Source organism: Allofrancisella inopinata (assembly GCF_012222965.1).
GTDB lineage: Bacteria > Pseudomonadota > Gammaproteobacteria > Francisellales > Francisellaceae > Francisella > Francisella inopinata.
Genome location: NZ_CP038241.1, coordinates 1,345,277 through 1,360,055 on the forward strand (window position 1 = coordinate 1,345,277; position 14,779 = coordinate 1,360,055).

Consider the following 14,779-nt stretch of genomic DNA (forward strand, 5'->3'; position numbering starts at 1 on the left):
GTAATTTTTTTCATGATACATCTCCTCATAGTTTATTCAATTTTGAGTAGGTACTTAACAAAAAGCCTCTCACATATGTTTATTTATAACACATAACTTATATATACTCAATATTTTACATTATTTTTTGAGCATATTTAAATCTATTAATTTAGAGATATTAGAAAACCTGCTTGGATTGTTTGTGGTAGCATATTCCCATATTTCTTTATCTGAAACTATAGTAACAGTTAGCTTAGCTCTAGTTACGCCAGTATAAACTAGCTTATTTGAAAGAATTTTATTTGCTTTTTGAGGCAAAACTAGCATTACTTCATCAAACTCAGAACCTTGAGTTTTATGTATTGTCATCGCGTATGCTATTTCGTGCTTTGGTAGCAGAGATATATTTATTTTTTTAAAATCAGTACTTGAATTTTCAAAATAAACCTCTTGATTATAAACCAAACCAATATCTCCGTTAAAAACGCCTAGAGTATAATTATTTTCTGTTATCATAATCGGCTTACCATCATAATAATCAGCACCTTTTTTACCTAAAAGTTTTACTATTTTCTTATTAAAGTTATCTACTCCTATCTGAGTATTTTTATTAGCCAACAATATCCTGAAAGATTTTAAAATTTCAAAAGATTTTTTAACGTCTTGAAGTTTCGAAAGTTTGATATAATATTTATGAACAAAATCAGATAAAACAATGTCTAGCTTACTAAGTGAATAGAAGTTTATTGAACCATAAATATTACTTCTGGGATACAAATTTTGATAATTTTCATTAATTATACTGTTAGCAAATTCGGATATTGCTTTGTTTGAACGGTAATTTTTTTGTAAATATATGATACACTCATTAATCAACTCAAAATCACAGTAGCCAGTTAGTTGGCTAATAACTTTCTTAGTCTCATTAAGATTATCTCTAACACCTTTTATTTTAGTGAATTCTACTAATAAATTACCAACTTCTACTGCAGGTAGTTGATTAACGTCTCCAACCAATATAAGTTTGCAATTAGGCTTAATCGCTTGAAGAATTTTCACAAACAAGCCTATATCAAGCATAGATGCCTCATCTATAATCAAAGCATCGCAATCAGCTAGATTGTTTTTATGGTATTTAAGTTTAAAAGAATTATTTCGCACACCCAAAAACCGATGTACCGTCATAATTTCTATATCAGTTTTGACATTAAGTTGATCTAGTTCTAATGATTCTATCAGTCTATTAGTTGCCTTGCCTGTTGGAGCTAGTATTCGAACGTTTAACTTAGAATTTAAATTTATATATTCTAAAACACTTAGAAGTTTCATAATAGTAGTAGTTTTACCTGTACCAGGGCCTCCAGAGATAATACTAAAACCTCTAACAAGGGTATTTGCTACTGCTACCTTTTGGTAGTTAATAGCCTCAGACTTATCAAATAACTCTTTTAATATTTTTTTAGCTTTTTCAAAATCTAAATTTTTAAGGTCTAGTTTTAATTTACTGGATACAACTTCTGCAATTTCTTTTTCATATAACCATAGCCTTCTAAAATATAAGCAATCAAATTTATAAACTATTGGATATTCTTTACTAGCAAGATTCAAGCTTTCAATTTTTTGCTGTAACTTAGCCAAGCTTTCAAATTTATAACCAACTTTGAAGGTATCTTGTTGAGGCTCAGACCATAAAGTTTGATCTGCTATCTCAGCCAAATCTAAACAGCTATGACCTTGTCTATAACTTTCGCTTAAAGCGATTAAAAGATGAAAAATATCAGCGTCATCATTGTTTAAAAAATCAGAAATTTCTTTTGCAAGAAAATAATCTATAGCCTGTATGTCTGATAAATAGCTTTGACAGTCTTTTAAACTTTTATAAACCATTATTCTCCCCAAACAAACTGTCTAAGGTTAAAACAATTTGCTTTTCTAAAATAACACTATAAACACCGTATCCATCTTTGAAACCTCTTAAATAAAAATAATACACTCCACCAAAGTTTTTATCAAAATCATAATTTTCTAGATTTTGTCGTAAAAAGCGGTGTAGTGCTACACCATATATTAAATATTGTAAATCATACATGCTTTGCTGATTTTTTATTTTCATAGCTTCTTGATTATAGTCACTTATTTTATCACCTAGGTAATTAGTTTTATAATCAGCCACATAAAAACGACCTTCATACTCAAATATAAGATCTATAAAGCCATGTAACATCCCAAATAATCTTTGGTAATCACACTCTAAACTATTTGAATTTCTATACTTAGCTAAAACTTGGTAAATATCTTTTTTAAATAGTGATACATTCGTTACAGGCAAATAAAACTCAGCCTCTCTTAAGGTTCTTTCCATAGTTAAATTTTGTAACTTGAAATAATTATCTCTTTTATATAAGTTTGGAATATCAGCTTGTACAATCTCTTCTATCCAAGCCTTTAAATGGACAAAATCAGCTTCCTCTATGACCCTATAAGTCATCATTTGTTCTTTTATTATCTGATCATCTAAAGGCTTACTAAAGTCACTTAACTCAAGTACATTATGTAGTAAATTACCTGTATCAGCTCCTTTGGTCGCTCTAAATCTTAGTTCTAAACTAGTATTAGTACCTTTATCATCTTCCTTTGCTTCATCAATTTTAAAATCTAAAGGCTGTTCATATTGGGTATGTATTGATCTAGTAATACTTGAAAATGACATTAACTGCCAATCTTTTTCAACCTTTTTTGTAAATCTTTTTGCTACAAGCTCATCTAAATCTATAGAGCTATTTCTAGATTTATATTCAATAAAATCGATCTCATCAAAGGTTATTAACTCACTATAATTATTTGGATTATTCGTCACTTTTTGAATCTTATCTTTCCAGCCAGCGGTTTCTGTATACTCCAAAAATAATGCTAATGGACTATATTGTGACTTATTAAAATTAGCAACTCCAATATAGCATCTATCAACTGCTCTAGTAACTGCTACATATAAAAGCCTCATAGCCTCTTCTAAGACTTGTAATCGAATGTTTTCCGTGACTAACTGGGCTTCACCAATCTGATAGTAAGTTTTCTCAAGCATACTAATTTTATTTATAGGAGAATTTTTTTCTAGTTTAGCATCACTAGCAAATGGTACAAAAACTACAGGATATTCAAGGCCTTTAGAGCCATGAATAGTAACTATTTTTATTAGCTTTTCATCACTTTCTAACCTAAGCTCAGTTTGACTTGATGAACTTTGATTATTTATCTGTCTTTCTAGCCAGTTAATAAGCTGATCTTTAGATTTATATTTATTTTCAGCAATCTTTACTAATTCTGCTAAATGTAAAATATTTGTGAGCACTCTCTCCTTTTTAAACTCTCGATTAATGAAATCATTATGCAAAAGCTCCATAATTAAAGCCATAACACCTTGAGTAAACCATATTTGTCTTAACTGTCTGACTCTTTGAATCGTTTGTTGCCATTTCAAACTTGTATCAAGGTTTCTATAATCTATAAAATCATCTGCCGTTTTACCAAAAAATGCCGTAGCCAAAGCTTGCTTTAGAAGTTTTTGGTCCTGATAATTGTTAAGACCTTTTAGTAAAGCGTATAATTGATAAGCCTCATCAGTAGCATAAATATTACTTCTTTCACTTAAATATACCGAACTAAGACCAACTTCCTTTAAGTTTTCTGTAATAAGTTTAGCTTGATTTAAGTTTTGTACCAATATGGCTATATCTTGCTCTTGGACTTTTTGAGTTTTTAATAATTTAACTATCTCACTTGCTGTCCACTTAGCAAGTTGTAATCTTAAATTATCTATCGTTAGTTTTTTTTCAGCATCCTCAAGCTTTGGGTCATAAAGAAAATAGTTAATTGCTGCTAAGTTATCGTCAAAACATCTATCACTTGAAGTTTTAACAGCTTTGATTACTTGATAACCAATACCTTGACTAAAAACATCTTCTTTATAATCTTTAGATGTTGGTAAAATATCACTCTTATAAAATAATCTATTATAAGCTGCTACCATCTGAGTAGTAGAACGCCTGTTTGTGTCCATTGTCCAAATGTATTTTGCACTTTGCTTAGCTTTTAGATAGGTGTAGATATCTCCACCTCTAAATCTATAAATAGCCTGTTTAGGATCACCTATCATCACTAAAAGTACTCTTTCATTTTCAAGGGGATAAATAGTATCTAATATTTCATATTGCTCATTATCAGTATCTTGAAATTCATCAATTAGTGCTACAGGGTATTCTTTTTGTAAAAATAATGCTAACTCTTGCGAAGTTCTTAGAGCATCTCGTAACTTTATAATCAAATCATCAAAGTCTAACACAGCATTTTTAGCTTTAAGTTTTTTAAAACTTTCTCTAATATCTAAACACATTTGTTTTGCCAAAACATATGCTTTGAAAACCTGCTTGTAAGCGTCAATATCCTTGATTTCTCTAGTATATTTATCTTTAAGTACCTTTAAACCACAAAAAATTGGTTCAAACTCTTCTTTTAAACCTCTATAACGATTACCATGTATGAAAGACGAAAGCTCTTTAGGAACACTAGTTAATTTATAACTTAAACACCATTCTTTTATAATGTTCCATTCTTGTTCTCTTTCATTCTTCTTACTGTGGTTATTTACTAATCTCTCAAATATAAAATCACTATGAATAGAAACTCCTTTAAAAACTTTTAATCTCTCTTCATATAATTGTTTTTCAACAACCTCAAAAGATAAAGCTTCAATTTCATTACTAGAAAGTATAACCTCCCTGAAACCTTTAGAGTTTTGACCAGATCCATTTATAAAACTTTCAGGAGTGTGCCAATTTGTAGACCTAAGCAGATTAAACTTTTCTTCATTAGAATTGATATATTTACGAAAATATTCCCTTGTGGCTTCTAATAATAGCTCGGATGTATCAACTTCCATAGACACATCCATGTCCATACCACTTGCAAAAGCTTGCTCACTAAGCACTTTTTTACAAAATCCATGAATAGTAAAAATAGCGGCTTCATCTATTTCTAAAAGTGCTTTTTTTAGGTGCTTACGCTCTGAAGGATTATTATCATAAGTTGTTAACTTTTCTCTAATTTTACTTTCTACTCTACCAATAATTTCTTGAGTAGCATCTTTCGTAAATGTCATCACAAGGATATTCTTAGGTAAAAGGTTTTTCTCCAATAATAAGCGAACGTATAGTTCTGTAATATTATAAGTTTTACCAGTACCAGCACTAGCTTCTATAATATGGCGACCGGTTAAAGGCATTTCCTTTATATCTAATGGTTGCATCAATAAGATTGTCCCTACTTATGTTTCTTTAAATATCTTACAGCTTCATATTTACCCTAACAAGTACTATAATTCTTTTAACATTTAAAAAATAATTATTAATCATGGATATAAATCAACTACTTTTAACTATCTTAATGGCTGGTATTCCTCTAATATTTGCTATAACTATGCATGAAGCTGCTCATGGGCTTGTAGCAAAATTACGTGGAGATAATACAGCTTATATGCTTGGTCGTGTAACGCTTAATCCTGTACCTCATATAGATCCAATAGGCACAATTCTAGTTCCTGGGCTTATGTTATTATCATCACTTACTGCTGGCTTTCCTTTTATCTTTGGTTGGGCAAAACCTGTACCTGTTGATTACAGTAAGCTTAAAAATCCTCGTTCAGATATGGCTTTAGTTGCTCTAGCTGGTCCTATGACAAATTTTCTAATGGCTTCACTCTGGGCTTTAGTTGCCAAATACGTAACTTTACATCCTTATTTTCAGAGCATGGCTTTATATGGTGTGATGATAAATGTAGTTTTAATGGTGTTAAACTTGCTACCAATTCCACCATTAGATGGTAGTAAAGTTATTTCAGCATTTTTATCACCTAACGCAGCCTATAAATATAATAGCTACCAACGCTATGGGTTTATTATCCTATTGGTACTAATTATCATCCCTTTTGCTGGCTCAAATCTTTTATTTTATATTATGGATCCTTTTATAACTGGTGTTATGAAGCTTATACAACTAGTTATTTTTTAATTTTAATAACGTTTTAGATATACTACTTTAAATATAAATTTTTGACGTAGCTCAATTAGTGTCGAGAAATGTTAGAGATATAAGATGGTGCCGGAGGCCGGACTCGAACCGGCACTCTGTTGCCAGAACCGGATTTTGAATCCGGCGCGTCTACCAATTTCACCACTCCGGCAATGAATGGTTGTTTTATTATAAACTATTATAAACCTTCTGGCCAATTATTTATGATAGTACCTAAAGATAAATCCAATTCTACCAATTTATCTTTGATTTCATTTAAAGATTTTTTACCAAAATTTGGTGCTTTTAGTAACTCTGTTTCTGTTTTTTGTACAAGTTCACCTATATATCTAATATTTACTGCTTTTAAACAGTTTGAGGATCTTGCTGTTAGATTCAACTCTTCAACGTGCTTTAACAATAAAGGATCAATATTTTTAGTAGGGTCTTCTACAAAAACACCTTGGTTTATTTCATCAACATTAACCACATTAACTAATTGGCTTTGAATCTTAGCAGCTGCTAGTCTTAAAGCATCTTGAGAAGTTATATTACCATTAGTTTTAATATCAAAACCTAAACTATCAAGATCTGTACGTCTGCCAACGCGGGCGTTTTTAACTTCAAACTCACAAAAAGTGACTGGTGAAAAAGTAGCATCTAGCAAAAATTCACCATCTTTGAAACTTTCTAATGCTGGTCTATAGCCAACGCCCTTTTCAACTTTAGCTTCTATTTTAAGTTTTTTACCACCTATGTAGCTACAAATAAACACATCTTCATTTATAGTCAAACCTTCAGTTAATTTAGCTTCTTGAGAAAAAATCTCTTCAGCAGAACCTGATAAATCAAAAATAATAGTTCCTGTATCTACATTATCAGCTAATGTTACAGCAAGAGCTTTAACATTTAGGATAATATCAGCAACAGTTTCTTCACATGGAATTATATCTTCCAAAGAAGTAACTTTACCATCGTTAATTTTGATACTAGTAATACACGCCCCGCCAATAGAGTAAAGCATAGTCTGCTTTAAGGCAAAACCGAGAGTATAACCAGCACCTCTATCTAACGCTTCAAAAGAGAATTTAGTTGCATTTTTACCGTAGTCATTTATCTTAATATTAGTAGGGTGTAGTAAATTTTCTATAGCCATAGTTGTTGAGAAACCAAGTATATTTATGTAGAGATATTTTCAATTCCAAAGATTATAACACATAAATTCAATTTTTTAATAGATTAATTGAGCCTTATTTTATTTATACTATCAAGCTTTGTTTTAATCTTACTTTCAAAACCATTTGCTGTAGGTGTATAAAAATGCTGATCTATATCTACAGGTAAATATTGTTGCTTCACATACGAGTTTGGGTAATCATGAGGGTATAAGTATTTGCTGTCTTTATAATTTTTAAGATGTTGAGGAACATCTATATTTCCTTTACTCTTAATTACCTCTAGAGCTTTCTTATATGCCTTATAGCAAGCATTACTTTTAGGTGCTACTGCTAGGTATATAGCTGCTTGAGATAAAACTAACCCACCTTCAGGCATACCTAGTTTCTCATAAGCGTTCCAAGCATCTAGCGCGACTCTTAAAGCTTGTGGATCAGCATTACCAATATCTTCAGAAGATATACAAAGCATTCTTCTAGCTATAACTAAAGGATCTACTCCATTTTCTAACATCAATCCTAACCAAAATATAGCTGCATCTGGGTCTGTTCCTCTTATAGACTTATGAAAAGCTGATAATTGCTCGTAAAATTCTTTACCATCACGGTGAAAATCTCTAGTTGTTTCACCAATAGCCTTATCAAACAACTCTTTGTTGAAAACAATAGTATCTGAATGCTCACTAATCAAAAACATCCTTTCTATTAAGTTTAGAATCTTACGACAATCGCCTTCGCTATAATTATATATCGCGCCAGTAAGATCGTTTTCTAAAGAAATATTATATTTTGAAAGTATAGCATCTTGTTTTAGTGCCCTTTGAATTAAGTTTTGCGTACCTAATTGATCTAGTCTTTTTAATCGTAGTATAAACACTCGGGAGATTAAAGCATCATTTAAGTAATAAGTTGGATTCTCAGTAGTAGCTCCTATTAAAATTATTTTTCCTGACTCCACATACGGCAAAAGCAAATCTTGTTGAGATTTATTAAAGCGATGAATTTCATCTAAGAATAAAACAAAACTATCTAAATGCTCGTTATCAGCTATTATTTTTTTAACCTCTTTCACTCCTGAGTCTACAGCTGATAATTCAAAAAATTCCAAGTCTTTTGATTTAGCTATAATCCTTGCAACAGTAGTTTTACCAACACCTGTTTTGCCGCATAAGATTAGAGAACAAACACTATCAGCTTTACTAAATATCTTGGTTAAAACACCATTTTCAGTAAGTAAATGCTCTTGCCCAGCTACTTCATCAATATTTTGTGGTCGCAATCTAGCAGCTAGTGGAATGTGTTTCATATTTTAAGCCCTATAAAAACATGTAATGAATCTAAAATGTTGTGTCATCAACTATGTTGCTAATTTCTTTATAAGACCTTCAAATCTCTTTTTAGATCTCTAATTTTAGCATTAGCAATGACTATAATTTTTCTCATAACAGCTACAAGTGCTACCATCTTCTTTTTACCCCTTTCAACAAGATCTCTATAAAATATTCCAAGCTTACCATTACTTCTAGCAGCAGTTAATGCTGACATAAATAATATAGGTTTTAAATCAGCTCTACCACCATAAGTCTTTCTATAACCAACCTTCTTACCACTTTCATACGGATATGGAGCTACTCCTGCTAAAGAAGCTATTTGTTTACGGTTTAAGTTTCCTAACTCAGGCATCAAAGCAAGTAAAGATGTGGCTGTAGCATTTCCTAAACCAGTAACCTCTTTAACTAATAGATCTCTAGCTTTTACTAAGTATTGGCAATCATCGACTAACTTATTTATATAACTTTCTATAATCATAATCTCTTGTTTATAGAATCCTATCATTCTTTGGTGAGAGTCTTTTGTACATTTTTGGTCTGGTGCTTGATATCTATTTTTTTCAGCTACTAACTGTTTTTTAATATCTTGTTTTCTAAGAATATATTTTATAAGCTTCTGCATTTTATCATCATTAGGTTGATAACATTCTAGATCACGGTGTCTTTCATACCCATATTTAGCTAGTCCAATAGCATCAATATTATCTGATTTACCTAATTGACCTGTAGAACGAATAAAATGTTTAACTACTCTAGTATTAGCTCTGTGAACAACTATATTCTTAGCTATTAAATACTCAAGTAAAGCTTTTTCATAGCCTCCAGTAGTTTCAAGAACTACAAAAGAATTATCCTTGAGTATAGGATGATCTGATAAAAGCTCATCAAAACCAGTTAAGTTATTAAGATATTTAAAAGTCTTTTTCTTAGCATGAATTGCTACTACAAAATCATTCTTTGATATATCAATACCGATAAAATTATGATACATTTCAAGTATCTCCTTAGTATGTTTATAAATGTTTGCGATTGTAAACGGTCGTTAAAACCAAGCAACTATCCAAACGTATTAAGGAGATAACCCAAGTACCTTGATGACGACGATTGTTTAAATCTATTCCGGGACGGTCGCTTGGGTTATAATCAAAACTATTAAACAGCTCTGATTTAACTCCTTAGTAAACATTATACTAAGAATTTAACTTACAATCCCGGGCTTGTACCGGAATCTCTTTACTATTGGCTATGATTTAAAAGATTCCCACTTTCGTGGGAATGACAATTTTTCATTATAATTTACTTACTATTTTCAATTTAGTTTATAACAATCTTATACTTACTCTTAACTAACTCATAAAGCATACCTTCTCGTACTGCACCATTTGATAAATTCATTTGAGAAACTCCCAAACAATCAAATATCGCATATAGAATAGCCACACCACCAGCTAATACACTTTCTCTGTCTTCACGCAAACCTTCAAAGCTGATATTTTCAACTTCCTTTTTATCCATCATCATGGTGATCAAATTGTTCAGAAAGTCTTTAGTAATAGCTGATGACCCTGTCATTTGCTGGCAAATATTCGTTACTGATGTAATTGTTCCAGAAGATCCTAATACCACATCCCAACCCACTTTTTTATATTTAAGAATAATCGGTCCTAATATCTTTTTAGCTCTAGCAACTGTTGCGTAAAAATTACTAAAATCCAACTTATCATTGCCAAAAAAATCTTTCTGCATCCCCACACAACCCATATCCAAGCTACGCGCTATGAGTATTTTATTACCTCTACCAATTACAAGCTCAGTTGAGCCACCTCCGATGTCTATAACTAAAGTCTTCTGGCGGATATCTTGGTTATCTCTAGCACCAACATAAACTAATCTTGCCTCTTCTGCACCTGAAATAATTTTTATTTTTGTGCCTAATGCCTTATCAAGCCTTTTTTTAAATCCTTTAATGTTATTCTTGGCTTTCCTTAGAGTATAAGTTCCTACAGCCCTAATGTACTCTACATTATAAGCTTTTATTTCCTTTGCGAAAAACTCTAGACATTCAATAGCACGGTCTTGCGCCTCTTTACTTATTGTAAGATTATTATTTAATCCTGCTCTTAGTTGTACCTTTTGTTTTTGTTTAGAGAGTGTAACTACCTCACCATTAGTTTTGATCTCACTTATAAGCATGTGAAAACTATTTGAACCTAAATCTATGGTAGCCACTATCTTAGACATTTTTAAAACCTACTTTTGTTACTATTACTCATTATAAAAAAATATCAGCAAAATAGCTAAAAAAATTTGTTTGAAGAGTTTTTTTGTTTATAATGAACATTATAAATTTAACAACTAGACTAGTCTTTATATAAAAAACAAATTCATAACTAGTTTAAAGTAATCCTACAAAAATCAGCTTTTTATAAAATCAATGTATTAAAATAAAGGAAAAACAAAATTATGTCAAAATGCATCAATATAACAGACAGCCAATTTCAAGATGAAGTGTTAAACAGCAATATCCCAGTTTTATTAGATTTTTGGGCTCCTTGGTGTGGGCCATGCAAAATGCTGTCTCCTATACTTGATCAAGTAGTTGAACACTACGGTGATAAAATCAAAGTTTGTAAGATAAATATTGATGATAATGAAGAAACTGCAACAAAATTTGCCGTTCGTGGTGTTCCTACTCTTATGGTTTTTAAAGATGGTGGACACAAAGAAACTAAAGTTGGTGTAGTACAAAAAAGTCAACTTGTATCAATCTTAGATAAGTATCTATAAGTCATAGCTTCGTTCAACCTATTATTATTTACAATATATACAAACAGAGAATCACGAATGAATTTAAATGAATTAAAGTATAAATCTGTAAACGAGCTAATGGATATAGCTCAAAGCTTAGATCTTGAATCACTACGTGCAAGAAAACAAGAACTTATTTTCTCTATCTTAAAATACCATGCTGATAATGGCGAGGATATTTATGGTGAAGGTATTCTTGAAGTTTTACAAGACGGTTATGGTTTTTTAAGATCTTCTGATAGCTCATACTTTGCTAGTCCAGATGATATTTATGTATCACCTGCTTTTATTAGAAAACTAAACCTACGCACTGGTGATAGTATTGTTGGTAAAATTCGCCCTCCTCGTGATAGCGAAAAATACTTTGCTGTTAAACACATCGATAGCGTTAATTTTGATTCTCCTGAGCTTGCTAGAAAAAAGATTCTTTTTGAAAACTTAACGCCAGAGTATGCTAAAGAAAGGCTAACCATGGAGATCGGCAACGGTTCTAGTGAAGATCTCACAGCCAGAGTTATAGATTTAGCAGCCCCATTTGGTAAAGGTCAACGTGGTTTGATTGTAGCACCACCTAAAACTGGTAAAACAATTATGATGCAAAATATCGCAACCTCAATTGCTAAAAACCATCCTGAATGTAACTTAATTATGCTTTTAATTGATGAACGTCCTGAAGAAGTAACTGAAATGCAACGTTCAGTACGTGGTGAAGTTGTAGCTAGTACTTTCGATGAACCTGCTGCACGCCACGTTCAATTAGCTGAAATTGTGATAGAAAAAGCTAAAAGACTAGTTGAGCATAAACAAGATGTTGTAATCCTACTAGACTCTATTACAAGGCTTGCACGAGCTTATAACACTGTATCACCAGCATCTGGCCGTGTGCTATCTGGTGGTGTTGAAGCAAATGCTTTACAAAAACCAAAAAGGTTCTTTGGGGCTGCTAGGAACACTGCTGAAGGTGGTAGCCTAACAATCATTGCTACAGCCCTTGTAGAAACAGGCTCTAAAATGGACGAGGTTATTTTCGAGGAGTTCAAAGGTACTGGTAACATGGAGCTACACCTTGATCGTAAGATTGCTGAGCGCCGTGTGTACCCTGCAATTAGTTTTGATAGGTCTGGTACGCGTAGAGAAGAGCTACTTACTACTCCAGAAGAATTACAGAAACTTTGGATTTTACGTAAGATTCTTGGCGGGATGGAAGATGTTCAAGCTATGGAATTCTTAACTGAAAAAATGAAAGGCACACTAACAAATGAAGAGTTCTTTGAGACTATGAAGAGAGGGGCTATTTAAGTTTAATGTTTGCTAAATTGTTCCTCTCAATGTTTAGGTTGATTCTAAAAGCAACTCATTAAGCACATTAGGCGCTAAGTTTAAGTTATTTTTACACAAAAATTTTATCATTTGAATTCACACTACTAGGACTCATAAACTAAGATCACTAAAGCATATTATTTTGCTTTTTCATATGTTTTTTTGAAAAAAGTATATTGCTCCTGTTGATTTCTAGATTGGCAATACTTTTCTGCTTTTTCTAAGTTTTCATGGTCTACTACAATTTTTTCTTTTCTAACTTTTATATAATAATCAGCTACTCCTATTCCACAATACAGGTTAGCTAACAGGTCCTTTTTAAAACCCTCTATCAATTCACTGGTTGATGATTTATTAATATCATCAATTCTAAAATCCATAACAATAATTGGATTGTCTAGAGCTTGTACTTTGAAATAATATGTACCATATTTCACAACATCACAATAGTGGCAATTACCACCTAAATCATAATGTCTTTTATATTCATACTTATAATTTAATAATTTAAATGGCTGATTATATTCTTTCTCAAGAAGTTCCATAACTTCTTGCTTAACTTGTTCTTGTTGCTGTTTTGTTGCTTTATCGCTGAGCTTACTACCTAGCCATAATGATTTAGCACATGATGTGAGCAACATAATACTTAACAACAAAGTTAAAATAAAAAACTTTTTTGAAATCTTAGTTATCATCCTCAAATGCCTCTCTAAAACTTTGTATATCTTTATAACTTGCTGAAAACTTAAATATTTTTACATTTTTCTTATCGATCCGATTAGGAATTAAGTCACCATTCTCAGCATATGCATTATACCTATACCAACTTATCTTATGTATAGTTAATCTTCTTAACAACTCAAATAAAAACTGTGGTACAGCTATTAATCCACTAGTTTGCTGCGGTATATAGTTATAGTAATTATTATTAATGTTTGTTGTTAATTTTATTGAATCACCTATTTGCGCTGACAACTCAGCTATTATATCGCCTTGCCTTATAAAATTCTTAATATTGTTTGCTATAAGTTTAGCATTTCTTTGATACTTTTGGATTAATCTATCACTTAGTTCTTGCCAACTATTACATTTCCAATCTATACCCACATTACATACTTGAGAACGAAAACCCTTCCAAAAGTTAATATCAGAATAATAATATTTATTTTTAAACCTAAAACCAAAACTTGGATCAACCTCTGACTTAGTTCCAAAAGGCTCAAAACACTTAGTAGGCGCTAAGCTTAAGCCTTTTTTATAATCAAAAAATCTTATACTTTGGATTTGTGCTATTGAGCCACCTAAACTATGACCACTAAAACCGATACTTCTTACTTGGTATTTAGCTAATACTTCTTGTGTAAAATTTATACCTGCTATCATATGCGGGATGATTTCAGCACTTGGTATTAATTTACCGCGACCCATTTTCAGATCAGACCAATAATCCCAACCTTTATCAGTACCTCTATTAATAACGTAAATACCTTTATTCTCTTTGTCATTAACATTAGCCACTACAATTGCATAATAACTTGGTGCTGTGCCAAAAAAACTTGATTGGGTCTTTGATACAAAATCTAAACTTGTAGCTACTAACTTATATTTTGCTAATACTGGATAGTAATGATGAGGGTATTGTTCTAAGGCATCTTTTACGTCTGGGGATAAATAAGTTTCAATCTTTGGAATTAATTTTGTCGGTATTTGATAAATTGAATCAGCTAAAGAAGTATCACCGGAACCAGCTATAATTTCTAACACGGAGCTCTCATACACCAACTCACAAAGCACGCTCGCATCTTTATCTGGCAAATTTGTTAATATCTTATTTTCATAATGCTCTATAGTTATATCATTATTATTCTCATGTGGGTGAAAGTACATTAAACTCTTCCACTAATCTTATTAGTTATAAATTATTTATACATAAAGTTAAATAAAAATACAAGCAGTAAAATTATTTTTAATGTAAACTTAGAAATATTTTGTGTCTGTAAAGTTTCACAACGTCATGATTATTAGCGAAGTCTTGTTACCACCCATCTAATTCCAGCGTGCAACAGTCTCTATAATGCTAGATTGTAGTCTCAATATTTA

The 14,779-nt window shown here is 31.5% G+C and carries 11 protein-coding genes and 1 tRNA gene; 3 read left to right on the top strand and 9 right to left on the bottom strand.

Going from position 1 to position 14,779, the window contains the following annotated elements; genetic code table 11:
- Window positions 1–120: 120 nt before the first annotated feature.
- Both recD and recB read right to left on the bottom strand, forming a co-directional pair.
- The gene (recD, locus tag E4K63_RS06170; protein ID WP_133941121.1) at window positions 121–1,869 is read right to left on the bottom strand and encodes an exodeoxyribonuclease V subunit alpha; all 1,749 of its coding nucleotides are present in this window, start codon (window positions 1,867–1,869) and stop codon (window positions 121–123) included.
- Window positions 1,859–5,284: an exodeoxyribonuclease V subunit beta gene (gene recB, locus E4K63_RS06175; protein WP_133941123.1), complete on the bottom strand. Its 3,426-nt coding sequence runs from the start codon at window positions 5,282–5,284 to the stop codon at window positions 1,859–1,861. Before recB ends, recD begins: the two co-directional genes overlap by 11 nt.
- 104 nt (window positions 5,285–5,388) lie before the next feature.
- On the opposite strand from recB, the gene E4K63_RS06180 reads away from it, so the two are divergent.
- The gene (locus E4K63_RS06180) at window positions 5,389–6,045 is read left to right on the top strand and encodes a site-2 protease family protein (protein ID WP_133941125.1); all 657 of its coding nucleotides are present in this window, start codon (window positions 5,389–5,391) and stop codon (window positions 6,043–6,045) included.
- An 85-nt stretch (window positions 6,046–6,130) separates the two neighbouring features.
- Here E4K63_RS06180 and E4K63_RS06185 read toward each other — a convergent pair.
- From E4K63_RS06185 to E4K63_RS06205, 5 genes are all read right to left on the bottom strand, one after another.
- Window positions 6,131–6,217, bottom strand: a tRNA-Leu gene (locus E4K63_RS06185).
- A 27-nt stretch (window positions 6,218–6,244) separates the two neighbouring features.
- Complete coding sequence (locus tag E4K63_RS06190; RefSeq protein WP_133941127.1) at window positions 6,245–7,201, bottom strand: DNA-directed RNA polymerase subunit alpha; 957 nt, start codon at window positions 7,199–7,201, stop codon at window positions 6,245–6,247.
- Window positions 7,202–7,284: 83 nt separating this feature from the next.
- Window positions 7,285–8,526, bottom strand: coding sequence for a replication-associated recombination protein A (locus tag E4K63_RS06195; protein WP_133941129.1), 1,242 nt, complete (start codon window positions 8,524–8,526; stop codon window positions 7,285–7,287).
- 68 nt (window positions 8,527–8,594) lie between these two features.
- Window positions 8,595–9,542, bottom strand: a complete 948-nt coding sequence (locus tag E4K63_RS06200; protein WP_179965679.1) for an IS110 family RNA-guided transposase — start codon at window positions 9,540–9,542, stop codon at window positions 8,595–8,597.
- A gap of 323 nt (window positions 9,543–9,865) precedes the next feature.
- Window positions 9,866–10,792: a Ppx/GppA family phosphatase gene (locus E4K63_RS06205; RefSeq protein ID WP_133942553.1), complete on the bottom strand. Its 927-nt coding sequence runs from the start codon at window positions 10,790–10,792 to the stop codon at window positions 9,866–9,868.
- Between the two features lie 222 nt (window positions 10,793–11,014).
- Between E4K63_RS06205 and trxA the strand changes: the two genes are divergently transcribed.
- Together trxA and rho are read left to right on the top strand one after the other, a co-directional pair.
- A complete protein-coding gene (gene trxA, locus E4K63_RS06210; RefSeq protein WP_035721249.1) occupies window positions 11,015–11,338 on the top strand; it encodes a thioredoxin in 324 nt (107 codons plus the stop codon).
- A 57-nt stretch (window positions 11,339–11,395) separates the two neighbouring features.
- Entirely contained in the window at window positions 11,396–12,658 is a 1,263-nt protein-coding gene (rho, locus tag E4K63_RS06215) for a transcription termination factor Rho (protein ID WP_133942554.1), read from the top strand.
- Window positions 12,659–12,816: 158 nt separating this feature from the next.
- Here the strand turns inward: rho and E4K63_RS06220 are convergent, their stop codons facing one another.
- Both E4K63_RS06220 and E4K63_RS06225 read right to left on the bottom strand, forming a co-directional pair.
- Window positions 12,817–13,374 (bottom strand): hypothetical protein, encoded by a 558-nt coding sequence (locus tag E4K63_RS06220; RefSeq protein WP_179965696.1) that lies wholly within the window; start codon window positions 13,372–13,374, stop codon window positions 12,817–12,819.
- Complete coding sequence (locus E4K63_RS06225) at window positions 13,364–14,566, bottom strand: lipase family protein (protein ID WP_179965697.1); 1,203 nt, start codon at window positions 14,564–14,566, stop codon at window positions 13,364–13,366. Before E4K63_RS06225 ends, E4K63_RS06220 begins: the two co-directional genes overlap by 11 nt.
- Window positions 14,567–14,779: the final 213 nt, after the last annotated feature.